This window comes from Eubacterium limosum (assembly GCF_000807675.2).
Lineage (GTDB): Bacteria > Bacillota > Clostridia > Eubacteriales > Eubacteriaceae > Eubacterium > Eubacterium limosum.
Window position 1 is genome coordinate 2,942,643 of record NZ_CP019962.1, and the last position, 25,544, is coordinate 2,968,186.

Annotated in this window: 21 protein-coding genes; 20 read left to right on the forward strand and 1 reads right to left on the reverse strand. The window is 55.3% G+C overall.

What is annotated here, in order from left to right; translation table 11 throughout:
• The first annotated feature begins 111 nt into the window (after nucleotides 1–111).
• Nucleotides 112–3,642 (forward strand): S8 family serine peptidase, encoded by a 3,531-nt coding sequence (locus tag B2M23_RS13775; protein WP_052237026.1) that lies wholly within the window; start codon nucleotides 112–114, stop codon nucleotides 3,640–3,642.
• Nucleotides 3,643–3,701: 59 nt separating this feature from the next.
• On the opposite strand, the gene B2M23_RS13780 is transcribed toward B2M23_RS13775, so the two are convergent.
• Nucleotides 3,702–4,499 carry a CPBP family intramembrane glutamic endopeptidase gene (locus tag B2M23_RS13780; RefSeq protein ID WP_013379546.1) on the reverse strand — a complete coding sequence of 266 codons (798 nt, stop codon included), beginning with the start codon at nucleotides 4,497–4,499 and terminating at the stop codon, nucleotides 3,702–3,704.
• A gap of 168 nt (nucleotides 4,500–4,667) precedes the next feature.
• Here B2M23_RS13780 and B2M23_RS13785 point away from each other — a divergent pair, with 168 nt between their 5' ends.
• The 19 genes from B2M23_RS13785 (at nucleotide 4,668) to B2M23_RS13875 (ending at nucleotide 25,490) form a co-directional block, all read left to right on the forward strand.
• Nucleotides 4,668–9,107 (forward strand): FN3 associated domain-containing protein, encoded by a 4,440-nt coding sequence (locus B2M23_RS13785; protein WP_052237025.1) that lies wholly within the window; start codon nucleotides 4,668–4,670, stop codon nucleotides 9,105–9,107.
• A 27-nt stretch (nucleotides 9,108–9,134) separates the two neighbouring features.
• A complete protein-coding gene (locus tag B2M23_RS13790) occupies nucleotides 9,135–12,500 on the forward strand; it encodes a S8 family serine peptidase (protein ID WP_038350703.1) in 3,366 nt (1,121 codons plus the stop codon).
• A 264-nt stretch (nucleotides 12,501–12,764) separates the two neighbouring features.
• On the forward strand, nucleotides 12,765–13,676 hold the full coding sequence (locus tag B2M23_RS13795) for a tyrosine-type recombinase/integrase (protein ID WP_013379551.1): 912 nt from the start codon (nucleotides 12,765–12,767) through the stop codon (nucleotides 13,674–13,676).
• Nucleotides 13,677–13,935: 259 nt separating this feature from the next.
• Nucleotides 13,936–16,728 carry a beta strand repeat-containing protein gene (locus B2M23_RS13800; RefSeq protein WP_038350702.1) on the forward strand — a complete coding sequence of 931 codons (2,793 nt, stop codon included), beginning with the start codon at nucleotides 13,936–13,938 and terminating at the stop codon, nucleotides 16,726–16,728.
• Nucleotides 16,729–16,737: 9 nt separating this feature from the next.
• Nucleotides 16,738–17,205, forward strand: a complete 468-nt coding sequence (locus B2M23_RS13805; protein ID WP_052237024.1) for a hypothetical protein — start codon at nucleotides 16,738–16,740, stop codon at nucleotides 17,203–17,205.
• Nucleotides 17,206–17,226: 21 nt separating this feature from the next.
• Nucleotides 17,227–17,769 (forward strand): hypothetical protein, encoded by a 543-nt coding sequence (locus B2M23_RS13810; RefSeq protein WP_013379554.1) that lies wholly within the window; start codon nucleotides 17,227–17,229, stop codon nucleotides 17,767–17,769.
• 13 nt (nucleotides 17,770–17,782) lie between these two features.
• Nucleotides 17,783–18,322: a hypothetical protein gene (locus B2M23_RS13815; protein ID WP_038350701.1), complete on the forward strand. Its 540-nt coding sequence runs from the start codon at nucleotides 17,783–17,785 to the stop codon at nucleotides 18,320–18,322.
• 169 nt (nucleotides 18,323–18,491) lie between these two features.
• Entirely contained in the window at nucleotides 18,492–18,959 is a 468-nt protein-coding gene (locus B2M23_RS13820) for a hypothetical protein (protein ID WP_038350700.1), read from the forward strand.
• A 9-nt stretch (nucleotides 18,960–18,968) separates the two neighbouring features.
• Complete coding sequence (locus B2M23_RS13825; RefSeq protein ID WP_038350699.1) at nucleotides 18,969–19,319, forward strand: hypothetical protein; 351 nt, start codon at nucleotides 18,969–18,971, stop codon at nucleotides 19,317–19,319.
• A gap of 116 nt (nucleotides 19,320–19,435) precedes the next feature.
• On the forward strand, nucleotides 19,436–19,984 hold the full coding sequence (locus B2M23_RS13830; RefSeq protein ID WP_038350698.1) for a hypothetical protein: 549 nt from the start codon (nucleotides 19,436–19,438) through the stop codon (nucleotides 19,982–19,984).
• A 122-nt stretch (nucleotides 19,985–20,106) separates the two neighbouring features.
• Nucleotides 20,107–20,673 (forward strand): phage antirepressor KilAC domain-containing protein, encoded by a 567-nt coding sequence (locus B2M23_RS13835; protein ID WP_038350697.1) that lies wholly within the window; start codon nucleotides 20,107–20,109, stop codon nucleotides 20,671–20,673.
• Entirely contained in the window at nucleotides 20,670–21,095 is a 426-nt protein-coding gene (locus B2M23_RS13840) for a hypothetical protein (RefSeq protein ID WP_038350696.1), read from the forward strand. The genes B2M23_RS13835 and B2M23_RS13840 overlap by 4 nt, the downstream gene beginning before the upstream one ends.
• On the forward strand, nucleotides 21,092–21,703 hold the full coding sequence (locus tag B2M23_RS13845; protein WP_052237023.1) for a hypothetical protein: 612 nt from the start codon (nucleotides 21,092–21,094) through the stop codon (nucleotides 21,701–21,703). The genes B2M23_RS13840 and B2M23_RS13845 overlap by 4 nt, the downstream gene beginning before the upstream one ends.
• Nucleotides 21,700–21,900: a hypothetical protein gene (locus B2M23_RS13850; RefSeq protein ID WP_038350695.1), complete on the forward strand. Its 201-nt coding sequence runs from the start codon at nucleotides 21,700–21,702 to the stop codon at nucleotides 21,898–21,900. Before B2M23_RS13845 ends, B2M23_RS13850 begins: the two co-directional genes overlap by 4 nt.
• A gap of 8 nt (nucleotides 21,901–21,908) precedes the next feature.
• Complete coding sequence (locus tag B2M23_RS13855; protein WP_167617920.1) at nucleotides 21,909–22,496, forward strand: RNA polymerase sigma factor; 588 nt, start codon at nucleotides 21,909–21,911, stop codon at nucleotides 22,494–22,496.
• Between the two features lie 142 nt (nucleotides 22,497–22,638).
• Nucleotides 22,639–22,863 (forward strand): DUF1659 domain-containing protein, encoded by a 225-nt coding sequence (locus B2M23_RS13860; protein ID WP_038350692.1) that lies wholly within the window; start codon nucleotides 22,639–22,641, stop codon nucleotides 22,861–22,863.
• A 124-nt stretch (nucleotides 22,864–22,987) separates the two neighbouring features.
• Nucleotides 22,988–23,215: a DUF2922 domain-containing protein gene (locus B2M23_RS13865; protein WP_081571236.1), complete on the forward strand. Its 228-nt coding sequence runs from the start codon at nucleotides 22,988–22,990 to the stop codon at nucleotides 23,213–23,215.
• Between the two features lie 72 nt (nucleotides 23,216–23,287).
• Nucleotides 23,288–23,890 (forward strand): YcbK family protein, encoded by a 603-nt coding sequence (locus tag B2M23_RS13870; RefSeq protein ID WP_052237022.1) that lies wholly within the window; start codon nucleotides 23,288–23,290, stop codon nucleotides 23,888–23,890.
• A gap of 124 nt (nucleotides 23,891–24,014) precedes the next feature.
• Complete coding sequence (locus B2M23_RS13875; protein ID WP_038350691.1) at nucleotides 24,015–25,490, forward strand: NCS2 family permease; 1,476 nt, start codon at nucleotides 24,015–24,017, stop codon at nucleotides 25,488–25,490.
• The last annotated feature ends 54 nt before the right edge of the window (nucleotides 25,491–25,544 follow it).

Sequence of the window (25,544 nt, forward strand, 5' to 3'; positions counted from 1 at the left end):
AAACAAATAAAATGTGACGAGTGGTCAAAACTCGATGTAAACGGTATGCTATCCGTGGGAAAAGTATGATATAATAAAAAGGATTTTAATAAAACCTGAGAGGAGAATCATGTGAAAAAGCGAATTTTAGGCATTATGCTGAGTCTGCTTATGGTCTTTTCCACCGTGCCGGCAGGAGTGCTGGCCCAGGAAGACAGTCCGGCAGATTATGGAACACCCGGTGTAGATTACGCCGAGGGCGAGGCCATCGTCTATGTTGACGGCGGCGCAGCAGCGCTGAACAATACAAACAGCCGTAGCCGCAGCGCCTCAGCCTACGAGACCGAGGAGCTCATGGCCGTAGAGGTAGCGGCAGAGCCCGCGGCCGAAAACAGCCCCATGCTGCGCAGCGCAGCCGCCCAAACGGGCAAAAGCCTGGTGCTGGTAAAAAGCGGCCAGGACACCGAAAGCCTGATCGCGGACCTGCAAAACAACCCCAATGTTGAATTTGCAGAGCCGAACTATTATGTGGAGGCTTATGGTGTAAATGAGCCAACAGACCCGGGGTATAAGGATCAGTGGGCTTTAAAGAATCAACTGAATCCCGGAAGCACCAGCATTCCGTCGGCGGATATCAACGCCGCAGATGCGTGGAAAGCAGTTGATACAACAGGCAATACCCCCGTGGTCGCCGTGCTGGACAGCGGCGTGGATTATCACCACCCTGACCTTAAAAATAAAATGTGGACAGCCAGCGAAGACCTGCAAGCAAAAATCGGCGGCGGCACATATGGTTACAACGCCATTACAGGGGAGAATCCCAAAGATCCCATGGACACAGATATCGGCCATGGCACCCACTGCGCGGGCATCATTGCCGCCGAGTGGGATAATGCTATCGGCGTTGCCGGCGTCAGCCCCAATGCCCAGATCATGGCCGTGCGCTTTCTTGGCAAGTCTGGAAGCGATATGGCCGGAGCCATCCGCGGTTACGCCTATATCCAGGCAGCAGCAAAGGCTGGCGTGAACGTGGTCGCCATCAATAATTCCTGGGGCCCCGGCACCGTTGAGGGCCGGCAGCTGCGGTCTGTTTCCACGGCTGCCACTGCCATCGGCAGAGATTACGGTGTGGTTTCCTGCTTTGCGGCAGGCAACTCCAATACCAACAACGACCTGAACAGCGGCGGTATTGTCAACAGCCCCTATGTGGTAACCGTTGGCGCCATGGACAGCGAGGGCTATAAAAGCTTTTTCTCCTGCTATGGTAAAGAAACCGTCGATGTTTTCGCACCCGGCAGCCAGATTTTATCGACCACCAGTACCGATAAAAAGCTTGCGATGAATGAACATGAGATGCCCACGCAGTATCTGCCGCAGATACAGGCGAGTGGAGATTCTTATTTTTATGAAAACTTTGAAGGAGACTCCCCGTCCGTCAGCCTGCGGCTTTTGGATAAGGACGGCAATAAAAAGGCGGATTCAGAGGACGGCCCTGGCTATGCCAGCACAAAAGGCCTTCAGATTTCTTTAGACAGCATCCAAAATGATGAGGCTTTCGCCATTGAGATGGTCTTTAACCGGAATGAATTAGCGAATATTGATACAAGCGCCCTTTTCAATATTGCTTTCCAGGCAGGCTGTGACAATGCCATGTACGGCCAGACCTTCCTGCTCCAGTATCAGGATAAGGACGGGAAGTGGCAGGGCTTTGACTCTACCCAGGTGCTGGAAAAAGACAAGGACGACAATCCGACCCAATATCTCCCCGCCCGTCTGCGCCTGTCCGACCATAACTGGAACCAGTCGACCCAGGAAGTCAACTTGCCTGATTTTATGGAATATAAGAACCCAGAAGCACAAAATGAGGTCGTCTTACGTCTCATCCCCAAGCCGGCCGAAGAAGGGCAGCAGGGCGTAATGAGCGGAAAGACAGGCGATACCGCCACCTTCCGCCTGGACGATGTGGGCTTTGGTAAAAAAGCCTCCGACTATTTTTACTCCGACGGTACCTCCATGGCCACCCCAGTGGTCACCGGGATTGCGGCCCTGCTGTCCACGAAATTTGACAGCGCAGAAGAAGTCTGCGCACGCATCAAGGGCGGCGTCAACCGTGAAGAAGCTCAGGAGGATCTGAAAAACGCGTCCGTTTCCCAGGGCTTTGTGGATGCTGGAGCCGCCTTTGACGATGAACAGTGCGTTCCGGTTTTAAATGATCTGACCATTGATGGCGATACAGCCACCCTTAAAGGCTATTTCTTTGGAACACAGGGAACCGTCAGTATTGGCGGACAAAACGCGGTCATTACCGGATGGGCAGATAACACCATCACCTTTACCATGCCCCAGGGCATAAAGGGAAAACAGGAGGTTATTGTCACGCCGGAAAATAAAGATTACGGACGGAATATTTTCGAGGTCAGTACCTATGTTAAAGGCTACAGCACCCTGGCAGCCCCAGATCTTAAGCTCGATGAATTCGGTGATTACGACCTCAGATCAGCCGACCTGTATCCTCTGACCATGGCAGCCACCGAAAACAAGCTGGCCTATCTGGGAATTATACTGGAAACCAATGAACTTAAGATGTCAATTTATGACATCGCAACAGGAAAGTGGGATGAAAAGCCCATTTCGTTGCCAGAAAATATAATGAAAGCTGCAAACACATCTTTTTATTCACTGACAGCGGGAAAAACCAAATTCTATTTATTGTACAGTACACAGGAAAAAGTGATTGAAGACGGAAAAGAAACGGTAAAATCTTATGTCCGGGTTGGCACCTATGACCCGTCAGCAGCCACCTGGAAAACAGTGGACACAGAGCTGGGCGGCACCGAAAAGCTTGTAGTCTACGGCGATAAGCTGCTGGCCGTCGGCGGCGATGATATTACCGTAACAGATAACGGCGTGACATCGACCGCTAAAAACAGCGTGCTCATCATCAATCCAGAAACCGGCGCGACCACCGGCAGCCTGAAGGATATGCCAGAAGGCCGCAGCGGAGCAACGGTCAGCGCATCGGGCAGTACACTCATGGTTCACGGCGGCAACAACGGGCTGCTGAATCCAGATCAAAAGACCTATGACAATACCTTAAGCTACGACGGCAGCAGCTGGAACACCTATGACGACAGCTTTCCGGCCGCCGGGCAGTTTGATGCCAACCAGACCCTTGACGCAGCCTATACCGCTCTCAACAACAACGGCATGCTGGCAGTGGGCCCGGTTAAAGACCTGGACAAAGCCGAGATGATGGACACCTGGAGCTTTAACGCCAAAGACAAAGCCTGGGCAGGCGATGCCGGCAAGCTCTACAGCCAGACCAAGACCACCCAGAACATTGGCGCGGCCTCAGGCAACCAGTTTTATGTTTTAGGCTATACTGGAAGAGACACAGAACCGCTGGTATTCCGCTCCACCACCGTGGACTATACCGGCCCGACTGGCGACCCGTCCGGTGACCAGCCGACACCGCCGGAGCCAAGCCCCAGTGTGAACCCATCCCCGACAGCGGCGCCCGCAGATAGCGGCACTACTGGAAACGGATCAAACGCGGGAACTGGCCTCTTTGGCGGCGCCTCAGGCATTGCCCTGACCGCCGCGGCGCTTCTGCTGCTGGCAGCAGGCGGCGGCCTGGTACTCTACCGCAGAAGAAAAGGTTAAACCTGAAAACCCCCGCAGTACAGCTGTACTGCGGGGGTTTTTTAGTGGCTTATTGTGGCTTATGATTGTTTTTTACCCACACGCCGCAGATAAAAGGCACTGAGGCCCACGTAAAGCACAAAGGTGACCAGAACAGTGGGGCTGACACCGCCTGCAGCGCCTGCCGAAGCAGACGGTGAGCCAGCAAGATACTCGACAGCCACCGCTGGGACAATGTCATTGACCGCGTGAAAAATCATCGGCCCCACAAGATTGCCTGTGCGCAGATAAATCGTGGAGAGAAACAGGCCCATGCCAAAGTTGCTGATCACCTGAGTCAGGGTGTAGGAGAGATCTGCCTGGCCGATGAGGTTAAGGCAGTGGGCCAGAGAAAAAATAAGTCCGGCGATCACCGCTGTTTTGATGGATGAACTGCGGGAGGCGCCCAGGCCGTTCTTAACAAGGTTGACCACGCCAGCCCGAAAGACCAGCTCTTCAAAGAAAGCAACCGAGGTCATAAAAACAATTTGAGCCAGCAGCCAGCTCCAGCTAATCCCTTTGTCCGAAACATTGGCAGAGATAAACGAAAGTGCCAGAATGCCAGCAAAAAGTAGAAAAAAGGGCCAGGCGAGTAAAAGGGATTTTCCAAGTCCCTTTCCGGTAAAGCCCAGCTTTTCTGCAACCTCAAGCTTCAGGAGCAGTAAAATCATAAGGGCTCCCAGAATAAAGCGTATGGCCGTGGCCGATAAAATACCAGGCAGCCCAAGGCCTCGGATTAAAAGTACCTCAAATCCAAAAAGAACCGCAATGGCAGCAACACCGAGGACAAGGGCAGCGAGAATACCGTGCCGGCGGCACCCGTTTTTCAGTAAGTCCATATGAAACACTCCTTTACTCAATAATCTGTTTCTATTTTATGCTAAATAAACAGGCCTGTAAACAAAGACTATGCAAACGGTCGTTACTCGGTTTAAACGGTATAAAGAAATGGTCTGAATTATGATATAATAAAAATAATTTAGAACAATGAATATAAGGAGAAAACGATGAAAAAGCAAAAAACATCAACGGTTCTGTTGCTTACCCTGCTGCTCACCATTTTGTTAGCCACACCTGCGCTGGCACAGCAGGCCGCAGTGGTGGATAAAACAGGCCCAAATTACGAGGGGAATGTCATCATGGCTGAAAACCTGAATCTGGGTATTGGCTCAGACGAGGAGCTGGCCAAAACACAGAACACCGGTATTCCGTCCAGTGCATTCGGGAGAAGTCCGGGAGGCACAGCAGACAGCACACCCATCGAAGAGCCGGAAAACAGGGACGCGCGCTGCCTGACCATGGCATTGCCCCAGCATGATTACCCGGAACTTTCCCGGGCGCCAGAGCCCAGAAACGCTCAGCCAAAGGAATATAAAACAGGGGACACCAAAACCATCTATTCCGATTATTACGCAGACGGCAGCGGCAGCTTTACCGCCGAGGTGGCCGCCGTCGGAAAAACCTGTACCATCTGGCGGGATACCGCCCACCGCGACCAGCTGAGCGATGAAGCTGCCCAGGATTACGCCGATGCCATCGATACCCTCATCCACGATCCGCTGGAGAATGTTTTTGGTGGATGGAGCAATGCAGACGTAGACCAGGACGGCAAAACCGCCTTTATATTCTACCCCATGGATGGCAATGCGGGCTATTTCTATGCGGCTGATCTCTACACAAAAGGGCAGGCCGAGTGGGCTACCGGCAATGTGATGGATATGCTGAACATGAACATTAAGAACACATCCAATGTTATGACCACACTGTCCACCCTGGCCCATGAGCTCCAGCACCTCATCAACTATGCCCAGACCGGAGGCGACAGCGACGGCTGGCTTAATGAGACCTTTTCCCAGAGCGCCATTGCCATCGCCGGGCTGGCCAGCACCGAAACCGTCTATGAGGTGCCAGCCTTCATCAACTGGACACAGGACAAAGGGTACACACATCCTTTTATCTTTAAAGAATGGTATGTCCCAGGTGGGAGCGAGGCTGGAATCCCCTACGGCAGCTGGTACCTTTTTGGCCGGTATCTGGCTCACCAGACCCAGGATCTGGAAGGCGGAGGCGACAGTATCTATCAGACCATCACAGATGTCAATCATGGCAGTACCAGGATTAAAGATATCGAAGACGCCCTTGTTTACATTGGTTACATGGGCGAAGGAAAAACAGTGGCCGATATGGATGAACTCATCACCAACTATAACCTGGCCCTGTACCTCAGAGAGCCCTCCGGGCCCTACAGCCTTTCCGGCAACGCCCAGGAGCCCTCAAACCTGGACGGCGTGCAGGTCGGTCGGCTGTTCCAGACACCAAATGCCCCAGAAGCCCTGCCCGGTGGCGGCGCGGCCAGCTGGAGCCTGATTAAGGGCGACGACAGCGTCACCCCTGTGGCCTTCGGCCCCAATGTTCACTTCGCGGGCATCACTACTGAAATCATGGAAGGAGCTGCTGCCGAACCCCGTTCAGGCATACTGCTTTATGGTGACACCGTTCGTCTGAGTACTGCCGATAAAAACGCCGAGATCCGTTACACCCTGGACGGCAGCGATCCGGTCAAAAACGGCATGGAATATACCGAGCCCATCACCATGACCCAAAAGACCACACTCAAGGCCTGTACAGTACAGACCGATGGAAATTATTCCCCGGTGAGCACCTGGGAATATCAGGTTAAGACTGGCGCTGTCAGTGCCAGTGTGCCTTCGGGGAGGGTAGAAACCGGCACCCCGGTTACCCTGAGCTGCGCGACGCCGGGCGCAGAAATCCGCTATACCGTAGACGGCAGCGAGCCTTCGGCCACCAACGGAGCCGTCTATACCGGGCCCGTCACCATCAGCCAGACCACCACCCTCAAAGTCGGCAGCCTGATGCCCGGCCGCAGCGATGTGCTGCCCGGCGACGTGCGCATTTTTGCCTATGAAGCCGGCCAGGGGATAGGTGACCGCTACGAGCCCAACAACAGCATCACCGCCGCCACAGCCTTCAGCTTTCCAGGCAGGCTTGAGGGCACCATCCACAATCCCGAGGATGTAGATGTTTACGCCTTTACACTGGAAAACAGCGCAAAGCTCAGCCTGACCCTGACACCGCCCGACGGCGCATCCTTCAGCCTGACCCTCTGCGACGAAAAAGGCAATAGCCTCAAAGAATCCGCCTATCCGGATAAAAGCCAGAACATCCGCTATCCAGCGGAATCAGGCAAATATATGGTAAGGGTGGCAGGCATGGACGGCAGCGTCTCCGAGGTTCAGCCCTATACCTTAAGCCTGACCAGAGAGATGGAGGAAAGCGCAGTTAAAAGCCTTGACCTGTCCGAGATGAACATGCTCACAGCCCTGACCGATAAAAGTGACACCGGCAGCGGCTATGCCTGGGATTGGGGCGTAGAGGGCGGCGGACATTTCCTCATGTCCATGGCCTATTATTCCCATTGGAACGGGCCTGTCAGTGAAAGACTGGATCCCTTTAGTGAAACCGGCCCTTTTAATTATCAGAACCATTCCGGACAGGCCGAGTACCATGTCCAGAACGCACTGTACCTGCCCAATGACCAACGTCAGAGCAGCATCGAGCACATTAAAAACGCCGTGTACAGCTACGGCGCGGCCGATATCTACATCATGTCCGCCAATGCCTACTGGACCCTGGACAAGGCAAACCTGTACGTAGATAAGAATAACTACGATTATGAAATAAAGGGTCACGACGGCGGCCACATCGTCACCATTGTGGGCTGGGACGATGCCTACAGTAAAGAGAATTTCAAGGGATGCCCAGAGCTGGCAAAAATCTGGGGCTACGAAGATGTAAGCATCCCGCAGCCCGAAAGTGACGGGGCCTTTATTGTCAAAAATTCCTGGGGAGAAAATTCGGGAGAGAAGGGCTATTTCTACCTCTCCTACGAGGATGCCTTCCTGCTTGCAAATAAGCCGGCTGTCTTTATGGCCGACGATCTGCCTGATAATTATAACCATCAGTACATCAACGACCCCTATGGCACCTTAGATTTCTGGTTTGAGGATGGTACCTTCACAGCCACCGAGCGGTTTGTCAACGAAAAGGAAGCGCCAGAGCTGCTAAAAGCCGTGTCCTTTGTGACCGGCACAGCCAATACAAGGTACGAGATCAGCGTGACCCAGAACGGCGAGACGAAAAAAGTAGCCGAGGGCGTCAAGAAATACGCAGGCTTCTACACCGAACGGCTGAACCAATCCATTACCATCCCACAGGGCGGCACCTTTGACATTAACGTGAGGGTTGAGAGTACCGTCCCGGGACAGAGCCCCAGCATTGGCGTCAGCCTGAGAGAGGAGGGAACCACCAGCGGGGTACAGCCCAGGAGCGATGTGGCCTTCATAACCTTAAACGGTATGACCGAGGACGTTGGAAAAAAAGCCATCTTCCCCAATATCCGAGCCTATACCTGTGACGTCAATACTCACGCCTATACCGAAAGCGGCATAAACACCGAAGCGGCAGACCAGAAAACAGAGGCGGCTTCGCAGACACTTCCTGAGGGAGCATTGCAGAATGTCGAGATCACCGGGGAGGATACCGCCTCCGTCAACGGCGCGGTGGCCCTTTCCATCAAAGACTCCGGCATCACCCAGGCCCCAGCGAGAGATCTGCCCGCCAGGTTTGACCTGAGGGATACCAGCACCCTTACCCCGGTGCGTAATCAGGGAGCCACATCCGCCTGCTGGACCTTCGCGGCCACCGCCTGTGTCGAGAACAACATCGCCCGGACCGGCGGCTTTGCCACCGACTACCCCACTGGCATCAGCCTGAGCGACAGTGAAAAAAACGTCCTGCTCACAAAAGACGCACCAGAGCAGCCCGTCACCCTGACCGCCCGCCTCACCGGGGCCGACAGCCCGTCAAGCACCCGGATCAACTGGAGCGTAACCGGGGATGTGGACAGCGTGCGCCTGGACAGCACCTTCAGCCAGAACGGCGAGAGCGTCCCGGTGCTCACCGCTTTAAAGCCCGGTGTGGTCACCCTGACCGCAGCCAGCGATGCCGACATGACCGTCACAGCCAGCTGCACCATCACCATCACCGCCCAGGGCGTGGAAACCCTGAGCATCAGCCCGGCCGCCCTTACCCTGAACAAGGGCGAAACCGGAAAGCTCACCGCCCAGACCGGCCCCGAGAGCGCTGTGGATAAAACCGTGCTCTGGGAAAGCGACCACCCCGAAATCGCCAACGTGGACGCCGACGGCAATGTCACTGCTCTGTCCGGCGGTAAGGCCACCATCACCGCTAAAGCAGGCACCGCCGTTGCCACCGCCGAGGTCACCGTCAAGGGCGCCCCGGCCATTAACCCGGGAGCAGACAGCCCAAAAACCGGTATCATCCAGGACAGCATGCTGTCCGCAGCCCTGTGCGCAGGGCTGCTTGCACTGTTTGCGATCTGCGGTCTGGCCTATAAAAAACAATAGAATGAATACCGTCATTAAGGAGAAGAAATGAAGAAACGATTTTTAGGCATACTGCTCAGCCTGCTCATGGCATTTTCAGCCCTGCCACTGCCAGCCCTGGCGCAGGAGAGCAGTCCGGCAGACTACGGAACCCCGGGAACCGACTATGTGGAGGGCGAGGCCATTGTCTGCGTGAGCGGCGGAGCCGGAGCCTTGTCTGGCGGAGCCCAGCGCCGAAGCGCCGGGCCCTCCTACAGCGCTGAGACACTCATGGCCCTGGACAGCGGCCAGAGCGCAGGAAAAGCCGCCCCGGCGATGCTGCGCGCCGCAGAGCCCCAGATAGGGGACGCGCTCGTTCTCGTCAAAACACAGGACGGCAGCAGCACTGAAACCCTCATCGAGCGCCTGAGTGAAAACCCGGCCGTGCGCTTTGCCGAGCCCAATTACATCCTGAAGGCAAACGCCGTGGATGAAAACACCTATGAGGATATGAGCGCCCAGCAGTGGGGGCTTGCCAACAGGCGCAAGAATCAGGCCGACCTGAATGTCGCGCCGCTGTACCAGTCTGGTGAGAAGGGCAGCGAGGAGGTTGTGGTGGCCGTTATCGACTCAGGCATCGACGCCACCCACCCCGATCTGGCCCCGCAGATGTGGAACAGGGGTCTTGATTATCCTGAGCTCGCCGCCATGGGCGGGGGAGCGTACGGCATGGTCACCAACGCCAACTATGACGATACCCGGAACACCAGTGACGACAACGGACATGGTACCCACTGTGCAGGCGTTATCGGCGCGTCCTGGAACAGCCAGGGAACCCAGGGTGTCTGTGCTGATCTGCGCCTCATGGCCCTCAAATATCTGGATCAGAACGGAAGCGGCAATGTCGGCTGGGCCGTCAGGGCCTACGCTTATCTGTCCAAGGCCTGTGATCTGGGAGTAAACCTCAGGGCTGTCAACAATTCCTGGGGCGGCGTATACATCAGTAGCGCCGTTAGGGCCGCTGTGGATGAGCTGGGGAAAAAGGGCGTCGTCTCGGTCTTTGCATCGGGGAATGATACTCTGAACGTGGACGAAAATCCAAAGACCAGCCTCTCTTCAGCACAGAGCCCCTACGCCCTCAATGTGAACGCCATGGATGAATACGGCCGTCCCGCCTTCTTTTCCAATTACGGCGCCTACAGCACCGACATTTATGCGCCCGGCGTCCGCGTCCTGTCCACCCTTCCTCAGGACAGGGCAGAGTATAACAGCCTGCTGAGCCAGGACAGTCTTGTTTATACAGGCTTCGAGAAAGAAAACAGCGCCACCGACAAGGCCGATATCCCAGACGCCAATGGCAAGGCCCTTACCTTCTATGCCTATGATGAAACGAAGGAATACAAGCTGGGAGAGCCCCTTACCGCAGCCGGGCCAGATCAGGTCGCCTATGGCGCCAGCGCCCTGGACATAAACCCAGAGAAACAGGAAGTTACCCAGATCATCTCCGCCCCCATTACATTGGAGGCGCCGCAGGAAGGGCTGAGTCTGTCCTTTACAGCCACCGCTTCGGATTTCAGCGCCGCTGTGGTTTATATTCACAACCTTGCAGACCAAAAGACCTACACGCCGAAGCTTTATAACTGCACCGGCTATTACAATGAGGATGGCAGCGTTCTCTACATCACCGATGGCGACTGGATTAACAATTCGGCAGCGCTCGAAGCCGGGTGGGTGGACACTCCCTTCCAGATCGAGATCGATTTGTATGAAGCTTCCGACGCCAATGTCCCCACGTATATTGACACCGTAGGAATCGGCAGCCGTAAGGCACCTTACGGCACCATGAGCGGCACCTCCATGGCAGCGCCCGCGGTTACGGGTGCGGTTGCCCTGCTGTCCGCCGCCTATCCCGATGAGGACGCCGAAAAAATCAGCGCCCGGATCAGCGGCGGAGCCAATCGGAGCCTGGACGCAGCCATGAACAGCCAGTGTATCAGCGGCGGCAGCCTGGACACAGCCAAGGCCTGGCAGAACCCCGATCCAGCGCCCAGACATTTTGTGCAGGATGCCGGCAGCCTTACCATCGACGGCTATTTCTTTGGCGAGGATCAGGGCAGGGTAGAAATCGGCGGTGCAGAAGCCACCGTTACCAGCTGGTCCGATACCCATATCACCGCAGCCCTGCCCGAGGGTTTTGAAGCCGAGGGCATGACCGAGGTGCGCGTCACCCGGTCAGACGGCAGCTGGGGAAGAAACGATCATTCATTTACAGCCAGTCCGGCCCAGTCCGCCTTCCAGGCGCTGGCCCTGCCTGCCGAGTCTCCGGATTACACGGGCTCCATACTCGAAAAAGCAGGCACTGCTGGCGGCTTTATGGCTGCTACTGGCCAGAAACTCTACTACCTGGGAAGTGACATATTCAACGAATCTAACTATGCCGGGATCACCGATTACGCCACAGAGCTCTGGTGCTACGATATTCCGGGCAATGTCTGGCAAAAGCTTGCCAGTCTGCCAGACGTCCCTTATAACTTAAATGGCCTCTGCGCCTGGGAGGGAAAATTATACGCCTTGGGTGAGTACCGGCCAGACGAGGACAGCAGCGAGCAATGGGTTTATACCTATGACCCCGGAACCGGCGCATGGAACGAAGGCCATCAGGTGGATACCCATTATCCCTGGTACGGCGCCCTCATCAATTATCAGGACAAGCTGGTCATTGCCGGCGGTCTGAACCCATGGGAGGCTGCCGATACCGCGGGCCTGTATGCCCTCGATCCAGAAACCGGCAGCCTCAGCCAAATGGAAGGCGCCTGCCTGCCCGAGAAAATGTCCAATGTCAATATTACCGTCGGCGGTGAAGACCGGGAGCAGCTCATCATTGACGGCTATTACCAGGTGAAGGATAACCGCATTGTCAATGTCAGAAAAACCTGGCGGTACGATGGCCAGAACTGGAAGGAAAGCAACATGCCCGAACATACTGTGCCCACCGGAACCACTGCTCTGGGCGGCACCAAAAGCGGTGCCCTGATCACAGGGTACAGAAGTACCAGCGAGAGCAGCCAGGACACAATCGGCATGAGCCCGGATGGGGCAGTATTCATACAAGACAGCTTTTATCCCACCGTGCCCTGCGCTTTTTACAGGGGCATCGCCTACAACGGACACTACTACGTGATGGCGTCCTCCCCAGACACCACCAGCCTTGCCTTTAAACGCATGGCCGCGGATACGGCCGACCCGGAAGAGCCCGTCGATCCGGAGCCATCCCCCAGTGTGAAACCGGCGCCGTCCGACCCCCCGGCCAACAGCAGCCAGAACCCCGGGGACAATGCAGGCACTGGCCTCACCGGACAGCAGACAGCTCTGGCCGCCGCCCTGCTCACACTCGTCGCCCTGGCAGGATTGGCCCTTTGGAGAAAGTTTATGTAGGGAATCACGCCCCCGGGGTCTGCCCCCGAGGCTTGACGCCTTATGGTCAAGCCGAAGCGGGTATGGTTCTGCGTTCCAGCAGAGCGTCGCATCCCGTTTAAAATTTCCTTAATAATAAAAACAGACAGCCCGGTTTTTCACAGTGTGGAAAACCGGGCTGTCTTTATGTCTTAATCCAGATTTATGTCCGGAAAAATTATGAAGTTAAAAGCCATTTGGGTATAACGGTCCAAAGGCAGATAAAAAGTAAAGGAGCCTGATCAAATGATCGAAAAAATAACCATGAAAGAATGGCTGTCCCGGCGTGTGCCAAAGGTGAAGAGCAGCAGCCTCAAGACCTACCGAAGCTATGAGCGCGCTCACATCCTGCCATCTCTGGGGAATATCCCCATAAGTGAGGTGGGGGCCATGCTGCCAGCCTTCAGTGTGCAGCTGGCCGAGCGCCTGGCCCATAAAACCGTGCGGGATATCCTCACCTATGTGCACACCATCCTGAGGGAGGCCGAGGCAAAGGGGCTGGCCGAAGCGTCCAACATGCCCAAAATAACCATGGAACCAAAGGAAAAGGAAGTGCTCACCTACAGCGAGCAGAAAGCCCTGACCGCCCGGCTCAGACAGAGCGCCGCCCCGCTGGACATGGCCGTGCTGCTGGCACTGGCCACCGGGCTGCGCCTGGGCGAGGTGGCTGGCCTGCGGCACAAAGACATCGATCTGGAGGCCGCCGTCCTGCGGGTGCGGCGCAACAGCCAGCGCGTCTATGACGGCCATGACGGCCACACCCCCCTTAAGAATACCACGCCCAAAACCCGGCGCAGCCGGCGGGACATCCCCCTGCCCAGAGCCTTTGTCGCCGTACTGGCCCGATATATGGAAGACCGCGAGGGGCAGCCAGCAGCCGCGCCCCTCATCGCCGCGCCGGGCGGCAGCGCCTACGACCCGCGCACCATCGAGCGCCGCTTCGATAAGCTGAAAGCCGAGCACGGCCTGAGCTCAGGCGTCACCTTCCACAGCCTGCGCCACAGCTTCGCCACCCGGGCCCTGGAGGCAGGGGCCGACATGCGCACCGTGTCCGACCTGCTGGGCCACAGCAGCGTGGCCTTTACCATGAACTGCTATAGCCACAGCGCGACAAAGCTCAAGCGGGAGCAGATGGAAAAGATCAACGAATATTTTTAAATGCAATAAAAAATACCGTTAAGTTGGGAACTTAACGGCAAAAATATAAGTAATATTATTAATAGAATAGCATAAGGGTGAGAAATCTGCAAGTGTTAAATAAAAAACAAAATAGGAAATTAAGCCACCCCCAAATAGGGGAGGTTTTTTGAAATAAACATCAGTATTCTCTTTAAGCTGTCGTTAAGTTCCCAACTTAACGGCGTAAATTCCTGAAAAAGCTTAAAATAACCTGAGAGATCAAGAGAGGATATAGAAGATGAAGGCAAAGCTCAAAGACAAGCGGCTCCTGCTCACCGCCGTATTTTTCTGCGCCCTGGCGGCGGTGTTTTTGTGGCCGGCAGGGGTAAAGGCAGCGACAGCAGGCGAGTTTACCGTGACGGGTGGAACATTAGGGACAGATTATACCTATAGCGGCAGTGTGCTCACCGTTAAGACGAGTACACCCTTGACCATCAGCAATACCGACCCCGCCACGGCTACCGGCAATCGCATTGTGGCCGCTGGTAATGCCACCATAACTCTGGACAGCGTAAATATCGAGGCAGATACCCCCCTTGCCATTCAAAACGATGTCGCCGTCAGCCTGATGCTGGCAGGGGATAACATCCTGGCAAGCAGGAGTGGCGCTGGACTGAACGTGCCTGGGAGCGCGGCCGTTACCATTGACAGTACAGACAATGCCGGCAGCCTTACAGCAACCGGTGGTGGTTATGCAGCGGGCATTGGAGGCAACTATCAACAAGGCAGCGGCACGATTACGATTAATGGTGGTACGGTCACGGCCACCGGCGCTAGTTATGGGGCGGGCATCGGAGGCGGCAGCAATAAGGATGACGGCCCCCTCGTAGGCAGCGGCCCTGTCAACATCAATGGCGGCAACGTTACCGCCAATAGCGGCGGCGCTGGTGGAGCGGGTATCGGCGGCGGGTTTCGGGGTTACGGCGGCAGGATCACCATCACCGGCGGCACGGTCATAGCTAACGGCAAAGGCGGCGGTGCAGGCATTGGCGGCGGCAAATATAAAAATTCTGGGCGCCCTGAAGAAGGCGCTGGCGGTACGGTAATCATCACTGGCGGCAGCGTTCACGCCACTGCTGACTCGCAATGGGCCCAAAATATCGGCCATGGCAGCGGCAGCTCCAACTCCGGCAGTCTGACAAATGGCAGCGACAACGTCTATCTCAAAACTTTCACTTTAAAGGATAGTAGCGGAAGTCCCGTTACGGATGCGGCCATCGATGCCTTTACAATCTCCCACGGCATCAAGGACGTGCGCACCGACATTGAGGGCAAGCTGTATTTCTACCTGCCAGACAGCATCACGGATAACACTCCGGTCACCGTCACCGCGGGTGGAACAGACTATGTGGGGAAGGTAAGCGGTTCAGCTACACTCAACCCCTTTGCCGGCGACATCGACCTATCCCAGGGCGGCAACCTGTACATCTGGAACGACGGCTACATGCGGGGAAACAGCGCGGATACAAGCGCCAAAAAGAGCTACGCCGGCAATTACACCCTGAGCGGCGGTACAGCCGAATCACCTACTGCCAATATCGTCAACGTCATGGGCGACTACAATGGCAACCCGGTGAGCGGTACGAAAAAGACCATCACCCTAAATGGGGTCAATATCGACGTAAGCAGCCAATCGTATGCCTGCGCCTTTAGTATCCAGGCAGGCACGGGTGCGGGAACAGGTGCGAACGTCAATTTGATGCTTTCAGGCAGCAATACACTGAAAAGTGGTGACTGGAGCGCCGGACTGAATGCAACACAAAACACAGATGTCAGCATTGACAGCGCCGATGATGCGGGCAGCCTTACGGTTTACGGAGGAAGACCGGGAACAGGCATTTATGCCGACACACTCACCGTAAAGAACGGTAATGTAAGCGCTAATGCTGTCTTGACTTCGGCCGGCATTCAAATCGGCAGCACTTTTAAACTTGAAGGCGGCACGGTCAAGGCTACGGGAGAGCGGGATTCCGGCATTAAAGGCGGTACGGTTAATGTGAGCGGGGGGACACTAACCGCTGAGGGTGGAACTGAAAAAGCCGGTATCAACAGCAGCAATGTCAACATCAGCGGCGGCAGTGTTACGGCCAACGGTGGCAGTTATGGAGCAGGTATCGGCGGCAACATTAGAGAAGCCGGTAAAAACGTCACCATCAGCGGCGGTACGGTCGTCGCCAAGGGCGGCGACTACGCGGCAGACATCGGTGGCGGCCGGGAAGGAAATGGCGGAAATGTCATCATCACTGGGGGCAGCATCAAGGCATCTAGCATCGGCGCAGGATGGAGGGGTAGCGGCGGCACCCAGACAGACGGCAGTGGGAACATCGTCTATCTCAACACCCTCACCGTGGGCGAGAGCGCCGTGAGTGATGGAACCGCCATCACCAGTACCGACAGCGCCGATCCCAACACCCTGACCAACGGCTACGGCGTAAAAGACGTGGTAACCATGGATGTTGGTAAGCTTTATTTTTACCTGCCCGCCACCACAGAGGCGAGCAACCCGCCCATCGAGCTAAAAGCAGGGACGGATTCCACGGTCTACAGCCGGAACTACATTAGAACATGGGGCAGCACCGCCACCCTCCTGCCCCCGCCCACCTACACCATCACCATCCCGGAAAAAGTGGATTTTGACAGCCCAACCTACCAGCCAGCGGGGAGCGGGCAGTACAATGACAAAACCTTTGAAGTCATACCGACAACCCTCACCAACCTGACCGACGGCCGCGGCCTGAGCGTCATGGTGAAAGACGGCGGCACCAGTCCCAGCACCGGCACTGATTATCAGCTGACCGGTTCAGATTCAAGCGACACCCTGAATTATCAGGTCTATCAAGGCGCCAGTGCCACAGGTAGTGCTTTAGATGCCGCAGGGGCGACCCTTGTAAATAAATGGGAAAAAGCCGCGGGCGGCAGTTTACCAAGCGCCCAATCCGGCACCCTGCGCCTCGACCAAACCCAGATCAAGTACAGCGGCAGCTACACCGGCACCCTGACCTTCACCGTCAACGTGGTGGACAGCAAGTAGGAGGAGCTCATGAAAAAACAGACAAACATCCTGATTATTGTGCTGCTGGTACTGCTGACCGCTGCGGGCGGCGTGATCGCCTGGCTGGTGACCCATCGTCCCGACCCGTTGGAGTTGGAGCCCAACGTGGTCGCCCTGACGCCCACCCCAGCCGGACAGACCGCGCCAGACGGCATCCAGATCCCCGGCTATCCCACCTTAACTGTGGACAGCGCCACCGGTACGGTGAACACCGTGTTCCAAAACCCCGAGGGCAACCGCTGCACCTTTGAGCTCACCCTCACACGGACCGACACCGGCGAAGAGCTCTGGCATTCCGGCAAATTTAAACCCGGCACCGGCATCCAGAATCCAGCCTTAACCGTCACACCGCCGCCCGGTACCTACCCCGCGGCGCTCACCTATACCACCACCAGCCTGAAAGACCAAAGCCCCATGAACGGCGCCGTCATCAACACCGAGCTGGTCGTCAAATAAAATCTAAGAGAGGATAAAAGAATGAAAATCAGAAAAACACTCACCACTCTAGCCCTTGCCTGCCTGCTCACCGCGACATTGGCCGCTCCCGCGCTGGCAGCAGACCCCACCATTGTCTCGCCAGCCACAACCGCTGGTTCAGCCGTGAACGCAGCAGTCGATAATGCCTACACGGTCACCATTCCAGAAAAAGTTGATTTCGGAAAATTGACTAAGGATTCAACCGGTGACGCTTTGATTAAAGATTTGACCGTCAGCGCAGCCGGTGTTGTCATTCCAGCCGATAAAAATCTGAATGTTACAGTAAAAGGCGATGGAACGAGCGAAGCCTTTACCATTGACACAGCCGCTGGCGGGATCATAGGATACAATGTCTATAATACGGTGGATACCACCGGAACAGGCGTCACTACCGGAGGAACTTTTAAAGATTTTGAAGCAGGAAAGCCTTCCACAACACAAACTGTCAATGGCAAGGTCAAATTGAAAAACGCACCCGTCCATTCCGGCGATTATACCGGCACTCTCACCTTCACCTGCACTGTCGCAGCACCAACCCCATAAAAAGGAGACCATCATGAAAATCAAAAAAGCCCTCATCCCGCTGGTCCTCACCGCCCTGCTGGCCCTCGCAGCCACCCCGGCTCTGGCGACCGAGATCGAACAGGGAACAGCAGCACCGACCTACACAAATACCGGCGACACCAGCGTCACCGCCAGCGTGGACACTACCTACACCATCACCATCCCGGACAGTGATACCCTGAAGTTTGAAAAACTGACCGGCACCGCCGAGGAAGCCGCGCGTACTAAAACCTTTAACGTGAGCGCAAAGGGCGTCACCCTGGAACCCGGAAAACAGCTCAACGTCACCGTTTCCGGTGAAAACAATGATTTTAAAATGACCAACGCTGCGCTTTCGTCCGTCAAGCTGCCCTACACCATCACCCCAGCTGCCGGCTCAGCCCTGAGACCCGGTGGCACCATCGCCAGCTTTGCAAACAACAGTACCGAGACGGTCAGCAGCACCCTCATCGTCAACGCCCCCACCATGGGCGCAGGCAATTATTCCGACACACTGACCTTTACCTGCACCGTCGCAGATAAAACCCCATAAAAAAATGGAGAATGGAGAATTAAAAGAGCAAAATGCCGCGCATTTTGAAGGGAAGAATGGCCGCAGGCCGTTCTGATCAAATCTGCAAAAGCAGATTTGCACCAGAATTTTCCATTTTCCATTCTCAATTTTCCATTATTAAATCCTGACAAGAAAAAAGGAGATCACCATGAAAATCAAAAAAGCCCTCATCCCGCTGGCCCTCACCGCCCTGTTGGCCTTTGGCGCAGCGCCCGTCCTGGCTGGTGATATTATAAGCCCCGCCACCACCGGCACCGCCGACCTCCGGGCTCAGGTCGATGCCACCTACACCGTGGTTATCCCAGCCTCCATGACCGAGGACAAAAGCCTGAAGGGCGGCACCAACACCATCGGCGCCCTGAGTGCCACCAGTCTGAACCTGGAGCCCGGCACCAGTCTCACCTGTACCCTCAGCGGCGATACCCTGACACGTGAGAAAGGTGTGGAAACCCTGGCTTACAACGCCCATTTCGGCGCCGACCAAACCGCCAAAACCACTACCCTGACCGAAAGCACCGCCATCGACGTGAACGTGGAAGTGGACAGCACCCGTCTGGCCCAGGCCAAAGCCGGCACCTACCGAGGCACCCTGAACTTCACCCTGAGCGTGCAGTAGGAGAGCGCCATGAAAAAGCTTCTTTCCATTCTGGCTCTCCTGCTGGTTCTGACCGCCAGCCTGAGCGCGCCCGTGCTGGCCGACGAGGTGAGAGGCACCGAGCTGCAGCTGATCGTTACCGAAACACCTACGCCAACGCCCGAGCCCACAGTGACACCTGCGCCAACGCCACCAGAAAATTCAGCGCCCCAGGAAAGCCCACTCACTGAGAATCCTGTCCAGACAGAGGTCAGGAACCCTGTCACAGGCAACCCCATGACCCTGAAAGAAATCGGGGTGGTGGGCATGGCAGTGGCTGCGCTTATTCTGACAGTCTGCATGGCCGCGGCACAGCATAAAAAGAAAATTCACGTAAAATAAAATAGCAGAAAATGGGACAACGGCTGTCACCCATCAAAACACCGAAGGCCACATACCGATATACGTATGTGGTCTTCGGTGTTTTTTGCACAAAAAAGCGAGAAAAAGGAGAAAAAATGGCATTTGCAAAACGTTTGAGAGACCTGCTGAAAGCACTGAATTTAGATATTAAGACCTACCTCAAAAAGCACTACGAGCTCTTTGAGGCCGTGGATACCGGCTATGTGGCCAAAGACGGCAGAGAGCACTTGACCGAGCTCATCTACCACGGCCACAGCGGCCATGTCTGCCGCTATTGCAGGCGCGCGCTCAAAAAGAAAACCCTGCGCCTGGTGGAAAAAAACGGCAGAAACCATGTGGTCAACGGCCTGTCCAAGGAGGTGGAAGACGCCGACGGGCACCTGTACGTGCTCTGGGTGTGCAGCTGCGAGTGCGGGCACTGCGCCAGACGCCAGCGCGTGCTGCCTGTTTTTGCAACGCGCTGGATGCGCCACACCCTGTTCACTGTGGCCCAGACCCTTTTACATTTGTTTGAAAACGATGAACTGGACGCAAAACCTCTGAAACCGCGCCGCGGCCGGCCCGTACTTACCATGCCTTTTTACGGTGAGCTGAGCACCGTGTACCGCTGGCGGCAGAGAATAAAAATAATTTTTAATTCATGATAATAAAAACACGTTCGCGCGTCCGTTAAAACCACAAATTCCTGTAAGATAGAACCATCAGCAGGAGCAAGAAAAAATTGCACCGCTGAAATCAAACCATTATATTTTACAGGAGGTTTACAATGAATCGTAAACAGACAACCCCAAAGTGTGAAACGGACAAAAAAGTGTTGAGGCCATGGTGTGCTTCGTGCGCCCTGAAACAGGAGGACCGCCTTTTAGGCAGCTTTGAGACCCTGCCTGATGTGGATAAGGGCATTGAGCTTGTCTTTCTGGATAAACAGATAAAAGTCCTGGAGCAGGAATTTGCCGAAAAAGCCAATATCTATCTGAAGAAAACAGAACCAGAGCCAGAGGGCTGTGCAGTGGCAGACACGGCGTGCAGTGTGGAGGAGCTGGCCGAAAAGCTGCAGGAGTACGGCGTCGATATTGGCAGAAACCAGCTGTTTAAATGGCTGCGGGACAATGGTTATGCCCGCTACAGCAACGGCAGCGCTTACCAGAACCTACCCACCGAGGAAGCCTTAGAAAAAAACTATCTGATCACGGTACAAGTACCATACCGAAAAAAAAGAACCGGGAAACTCTTGCACAGCCTGCGCATCCGGGTGACCCCTTTGGGTCAGGATTTCTTTGGCAGAGCCCTCATGGCAGAGTACGGCACAACATCCAAGGCGGTGCGCCAATGAGTCACGATTGCCTGAACCTTGAAACCTGCTACTGCCATACCGCCTATATTTTTGGCAAAAGCCATGAACCCCTGCGCGCCATGATCGTGGGCGGCCGCTCCCTGGCCTGGCATATGGAGGACCTGGCCGCCCTGCTGGGCCTGGACGATGAGGACGGTTTCCTCGATAAGCTGCGGAACAACCGGCGTGTGGGTGTGTGGCGCCGCCATTTTCCCTCCAGAGACGACCCGATGCGGTTGGAGGTCATGGAGTTTGTGGACATCGGCGGCATGTGCGACCTGCTGCAGTACGCCCGCGACAGCGGAAAGCTCACCCCGGACGAGGCAAAGGACTGGCACTTTTTCCTGGACGGCTTCATGATCATGCAGCTGCGAAAAAGCCAGGGCTGCGGCACTGCGCACCTGCTCTTTTCCACCCGATGAATTACCTGACCGAAATATTGGCCTTTTACAAATGGCTGGAGACGCACCCCCTGAGCCCGCTGCTTCAGGCCTACTGGCACCTGCTCATGTATTACAACAACAAAGCTGCCGTCCGGGCAGAGGACGGCAGCTGGCACTGGCCCGTAGACTTCAAGGTACCCAACACAGTGCTCATGCCCCTTTTAGGTGTCAAAGACCGGCGCGTACTGCTGCGACAGAGAGGGTACCTCATAGACCACAAACGGGTGACGTACCAAAAGGACAAAGGCCAGCGGGCAGGTACCTACCGCCTGGTGCCCTTTGACAGGGGGCTGGGCATGGCAGCCCTCAGGGCAGAGACAGGGGACAGTGTGACACAAATCTGGACACAAGCTGTCCCGCCCCCTGTGACCGGAGTGTCCCCGTTCATAAATATAAATCATAAACACACTTCTCTATCCTATGGTAATCAGGAGGACGCGCCGTTTATGCCCCAGTTCAATCTGCTGCCCCAGATCACCGAGGAAGAAAAAGCCGCCATCCGGGCAAAGTACCCCGGCGACGACGTGGCTGCCTTTAACGCCATCTGGGCCGCGAGAGAAGAAAAACAGAAAGGAGAAAAAACATGAACCGATACGGGATTGGCCCCGGTGTGGTAAGACGGAGAAGAAGCTACCTGGTCGAGGCCGAGTGCCAGATGAAAGCAGGCTTTTACGCCCGCAGCGCCGAGGAGGCCGAGGATGCCTTTAACGAGCTCAGCGCCGCCGTCGAAGACCGGTTTCCCGGCCTTGTGCTTGAGATTACAGACGTCTATGAGGACGAATAGGAGGCTTATTGAAAGAAAAATACGCGTTGATCGACACCTGGGTCCAGGAGGCAAAAAACAATGACAAAGCAGCTAAAGAGCAGCTGATCAACACCTTTAAGCCCCTGATCCTGTCCGTCATACAAAAATACATCTACGACACAGACGCCTATGAGGACGCCCTGCAGGACGGCGCCCTGGTCGTGCTGGAGGCCGTACAGGCCTACGACCCGGATTTAGGCGTCGTATTCCCCTTTTATCTGAAAAACCGCCTGTTCCATCATTTCGTCAATGCGGCCAAAGCCATCAAAAAACAACAGGAAAACGAGCGCGCCGTCACAGGCGGTGGGGAGGATGGGGAAAACAGCCTGGAACAATATCCAGATGCTGGGCCATCGCCAGAAAAAGAAATGGTCAGACAGGAAAAAAACGCAGTGCTTGAGCAGATGCTCGCAGAAATAAGAGCAGAAAGAGCAGACGTTATCCGGCTGCGCTACTTTGAGGAAAAAAGCCTGAATGAAATCGCCCAGATACTGGACATTAGTCCTTGCCTGGCCGGCGTACACGTGCATCGGGGAATAGAAGCCCTGAGGAAAAATAAGCACCGCCTGCAATAAGAATAATCTTTCAATAAAAACAACCAAAGCAGCAAATTTGGTTGTTTTTATTTTTTTTGAAATAACTGTAAAATTTCCACCCTTTTTTCCATTGTAAGAGTGTAAGGCAAAAACGCCGAAACCAAAAACAGGAGGTAAGCACATGGCAATTGAAAAAACAGTGGAATCGGTAGGGATGAAGATCACCGTCAATCATGGCGAAGTGGGAGGCAAGATCGTCAAGTCCTCCAAGACCTACGGCGACGTCAAAGATGGCGTGACCGACGACGCCTTTGTGGCCACCGCCAAAGCCATCACCGGCATGCAGGAGCCCATCCGGGAAAAGCAGGTGAAAGTGACGGCCGAAGAGATGATCGAAGTGGCGTAATGGGAAAAAGGGGCGGAAGCCCCCCTTTTCATGAGTGGATAGTGGATAGTTTATGAACTATCCACAAAAAAGAATACAGGTAAACCAGAACCACAAAATTAAAAATAAGAAGGAGACTACAAAAATGCCAACAACCAGCAAAGATTTAACCATCACCTTTCAGCGCGCAGACGGGAAGGATCATAAAATCACCATCCCAGATTACAAGGACGGCATTACCGACGCCGAGATCAAAACCGGGGCCCAGGCCATCGTGGACCAGGGCGCCTTTGAGCCCGACGGTTTTGCCCTCGCCAAGGTCGTGGGCGCAGTGCGGGTAGACACCACCAAGACCGACGTGGCAGTGGAGTAAGAGAAGCGGTAGAAAAGGGCGAAAGCCCTTTTTTAAGTGGAAGCTTAACCGTTGATACAGAAAGGAGATTCCATGAAAAGCGTGCACAAACGTATTTTTATCCTATTAATAGCCATGGTAGTCATTGTGACCAGTGGTGTGTTTTTAAAAAGTTTTCAGACAGGGTCAGAGGCGTCAGTTCCCCAGCCATCGCCCCCGGCGCCCCAGCAGGAGCGCGCGCCAGAGACCAGCGTACCAGAACCAGAGCCACCGTTACCGCCGGGGCCCGAACCCCCACCCGACGGGGCCGTCATCGACCACCCCCTGCCCGAGGACCCCATCCTCACCAATGGCCCCTGGGCGTCGGAACACTTCCTTATGTCGGAATACGCCTGCGACTGCGCGGGCTACTGTGACGGCTGGCCCGCAGCCATGGACCCCGAGCTGCTTGAGAAAATCGAAGCGCTGCGGTGTTATTTTGACCAGCCCATCATCATCACCTCGGGCGTGCGATGTGAAAGACGCAACGCCGAGGTGGGCGGTATCCCAAACTCCTGGCATCTGTCCGGCCACGCGGCCGATTTGTACTGCCCGGGGGTGCCTTATGACGAGGTGGCTCGGGCGGCCAGAGAACTGGGGCTTGGGGTCATCGAGTACCCGGACCAGCAGTTCGACCATTGTGAAATATGGCATTAAAAGGATGTCCCGTAACAGGGACGTCTTTTTTTGTGCAGCAAAAGCACCATGTTATAAAAAAGCTGTTCAACAACCAAAAAAGAGGTTATAATGAAGAAAAAGAAGAAAAAATGAAGGAGTATCAATGGAGAAAGAAAACTTTATCGAACGGTTCTGGAAGGTCAAGGCCTCGGGATCAACCGTCAGGACCGAGATCATTGCCGGCTTTACGACCTTTTTGACCATGGCCTATATTGTTTTTGTCAATCCGGCCATTATTTCGGCGCCGGCAGGGGTGGATGCCGCTTATTTTTTTGGGGCGGATGCCCAGACGGTACAGTCTGCACTGTTTGTGGCCACCTGCCTCTGTGCCTGTATGGGGACGCTGCTCATGGCTTTTCTGGCAAGGGTCCCCTTTGCCCAGGCGCCGGGTATGGGGCTCAATGCTTTTTTTGCCTACACCATTATGCTGGGTATGGGCAAAACCTACGCCGAGGCGCTGGCCATTGTGCTGATCTCGGGCCTGCTGTTCATTATTTTAACGGTTACGGGGCTGCGGGAGGCCATTGTGCGGGGGATACCGGCCAATATCCGGGTAGCCATATCGGGTGGTATCGGCCTGTTTATTGCGTACAGCGGCCTGAAGAACGCAGGGCTGCTCAAGTTCACCCTGGACCCGGGCAGCTATCTGGTAACTGACCCGTCCGCGGCTGTGGGCCAGAGCACTGTAGTGGCCAATGCCTCGGCGATCCCGAGTCTGGTGGATTTTTCGTCCTGGACACCTGAGACGGCCGGCGCGGCCCTGGCGCTTCTCGGGCTTATTATCATCGGGGTGCTTTACGCCCGCAAATGTAAGGGGTACATTTTCATTGGGATTGTTGTTACAGCCATCATCGGAATTCCCCTTGGTGTCACCACCTTGCCGGCATCCATTGATTTCAGCCGTATCGGCCTGCAGTTCCAGGACTGGGCCCAGGTTTCACTGTTGCATCTGGATTTTTCATCGCTGGTTCATGAGGGCAGCCTGGTGGGCACGCTCTTTAATATTCTGATGGTGGTCGTGGCTTTCTCGCTGGTCGATATGTTCGACACCCTGGGGACCATCATCGGAACCGCCCAGCAGGCGGGCATGCTGGACGAAAAGGGTGAGTTCCCGGCGCTCAAGCGTACACTGATGGCCGATGCCTTTGCCACCACAGCCGGCGCGCTCATGGGCTCCTCTACGGTCACCACCTTTGTGGAGTCCAGCACTGGGATCTCGGAGGGAGGCCGGACAGGGCTGACTGCTCTGGTCACCGCGGTACTCTTTCTGGCGGCGCTGGTGCTGTCACCGGTGCTGGGGATTATCCCGGCTGCGGCCACTGCGCCGGCGCTCATCTTTGTGGGTGTGCTGATGGTCGGCCCCGTCAGAGACATTGATTTTACGGACATCACAGAGGCGATCCCGGCCTTTGTCACTCTATTGTTTATGCCGCTGACCTTCTCCATTGCCGACGGTATTGCCTTTGGGCTCATTACCTATGTGCTGTTAAAGGCTCTGACCGGGCACTACAGAGAAATTCAGCCGGTGACGGCGGTTCTGGCGCTTTTGTTTATCGTCCGGTTTTTATTCATGCAGTAAAAAGAATTGGGTGCTCTCCAAACCATAAAGGGCAGAGGACGTCAAACGCGCTGG

Coding starts and splice junctions, on each gene's coding strand:
- B2M23_RS13850 (WP_038350695.1), top strand. CDS start 21,700: ATGAACCGATACGGGATTGGCCCCGGTGTGGTAAGACGGAGAAGAAGC.
- B2M23_RS13870 (WP_052237022.1), top strand. CDS start 23,288: ATGAAAAGCGTGCACAAACGTATTTTTATCCTATTAATAGCCATGGTA.
- B2M23_RS13840 (WP_038350696.1), top strand. CDS start 20,670: ATGAGTCACGATTGCCTGAACCTTGAAACCTGCTACTGCCATACCGCC.
- B2M23_RS13860 (WP_038350692.1), top strand. CDS start 22,639: ATGGCAATTGAAAAAACAGTGGAATCGGTAGGGATGAAGATCACCGTC.
- B2M23_RS13865 (WP_081571236.1), top strand. CDS start 22,988: ATGCCAACAACCAGCAAAGATTTAACCATCACCTTTCAGCGCGCAGAC.
- B2M23_RS13820 (WP_038350700.1), top strand. CDS start 18,492: ATGAAAATCAAAAAAGCCCTCATCCCGCTGGCCCTCACCGCCCTGTTG.
- B2M23_RS13830 (WP_038350698.1), top strand. CDS start 19,436: ATGGCATTTGCAAAACGTTTGAGAGACCTGCTGAAAGCACTGAATTTA.
- B2M23_RS13875 (WP_038350691.1), top strand. CDS start 24,015: ATGGAGAAAGAAAACTTTATCGAACGGTTCTGGAAGGTCAAGGCCTCG.
- B2M23_RS13815 (WP_038350701.1), top strand. CDS start 17,783: ATGAAAATCAAAAAAGCCCTCATCCCGCTGGTCCTCACCGCCCTGCTG.
- B2M23_RS13825 (WP_038350699.1), top strand. CDS start 18,969: ATGAAAAAGCTTCTTTCCATTCTGGCTCTCCTGCTGGTTCTGACCGCC.
- B2M23_RS13785 (WP_052237025.1), top strand. CDS start 4,668: ATGAAAAAGCAAAAAACATCAACGGTTCTGTTGCTTACCCTGCTGCTC.
- B2M23_RS13780 (WP_013379546.1), bottom strand. CDS start 4,499: ATGGACTTACTGAAAAACGGGTGCCGCCGGCACGGTATTCTCGCTGCC.
- B2M23_RS13835 (WP_038350697.1), top strand. CDS start 20,107: ATGAATCGTAAACAGACAACCCCAAAGTGTGAAACGGACAAAAAAGTG.
- B2M23_RS13810 (WP_013379554.1), top strand. CDS start 17,227: ATGAAAATCAGAAAAACACTCACCACTCTAGCCCTTGCCTGCCTGCTC.
- B2M23_RS13805 (WP_052237024.1), top strand. CDS start 16,738: ATGAAAAAACAGACAAACATCCTGATTATTGTGCTGCTGGTACTGCTG.
- B2M23_RS13845 (WP_052237023.1), top strand. CDS start 21,092: ATGAATTACCTGACCGAAATATTGGCCTTTTACAAATGGCTGGAGACG.
- B2M23_RS13790 (WP_038350703.1), top strand. CDS start 9,135: ATGAAGAAACGATTTTTAGGCATACTGCTCAGCCTGCTCATGGCATTT.
- B2M23_RS13795 (WP_013379551.1), top strand. CDS start 12,765: ATGATCGAAAAAATAACCATGAAAGAATGGCTGTCCCGGCGTGTGCCA.
- B2M23_RS13800 (WP_038350702.1), top strand. CDS start 13,936: ATGAAGGCAAAGCTCAAAGACAAGCGGCTCCTGCTCACCGCCGTATTT.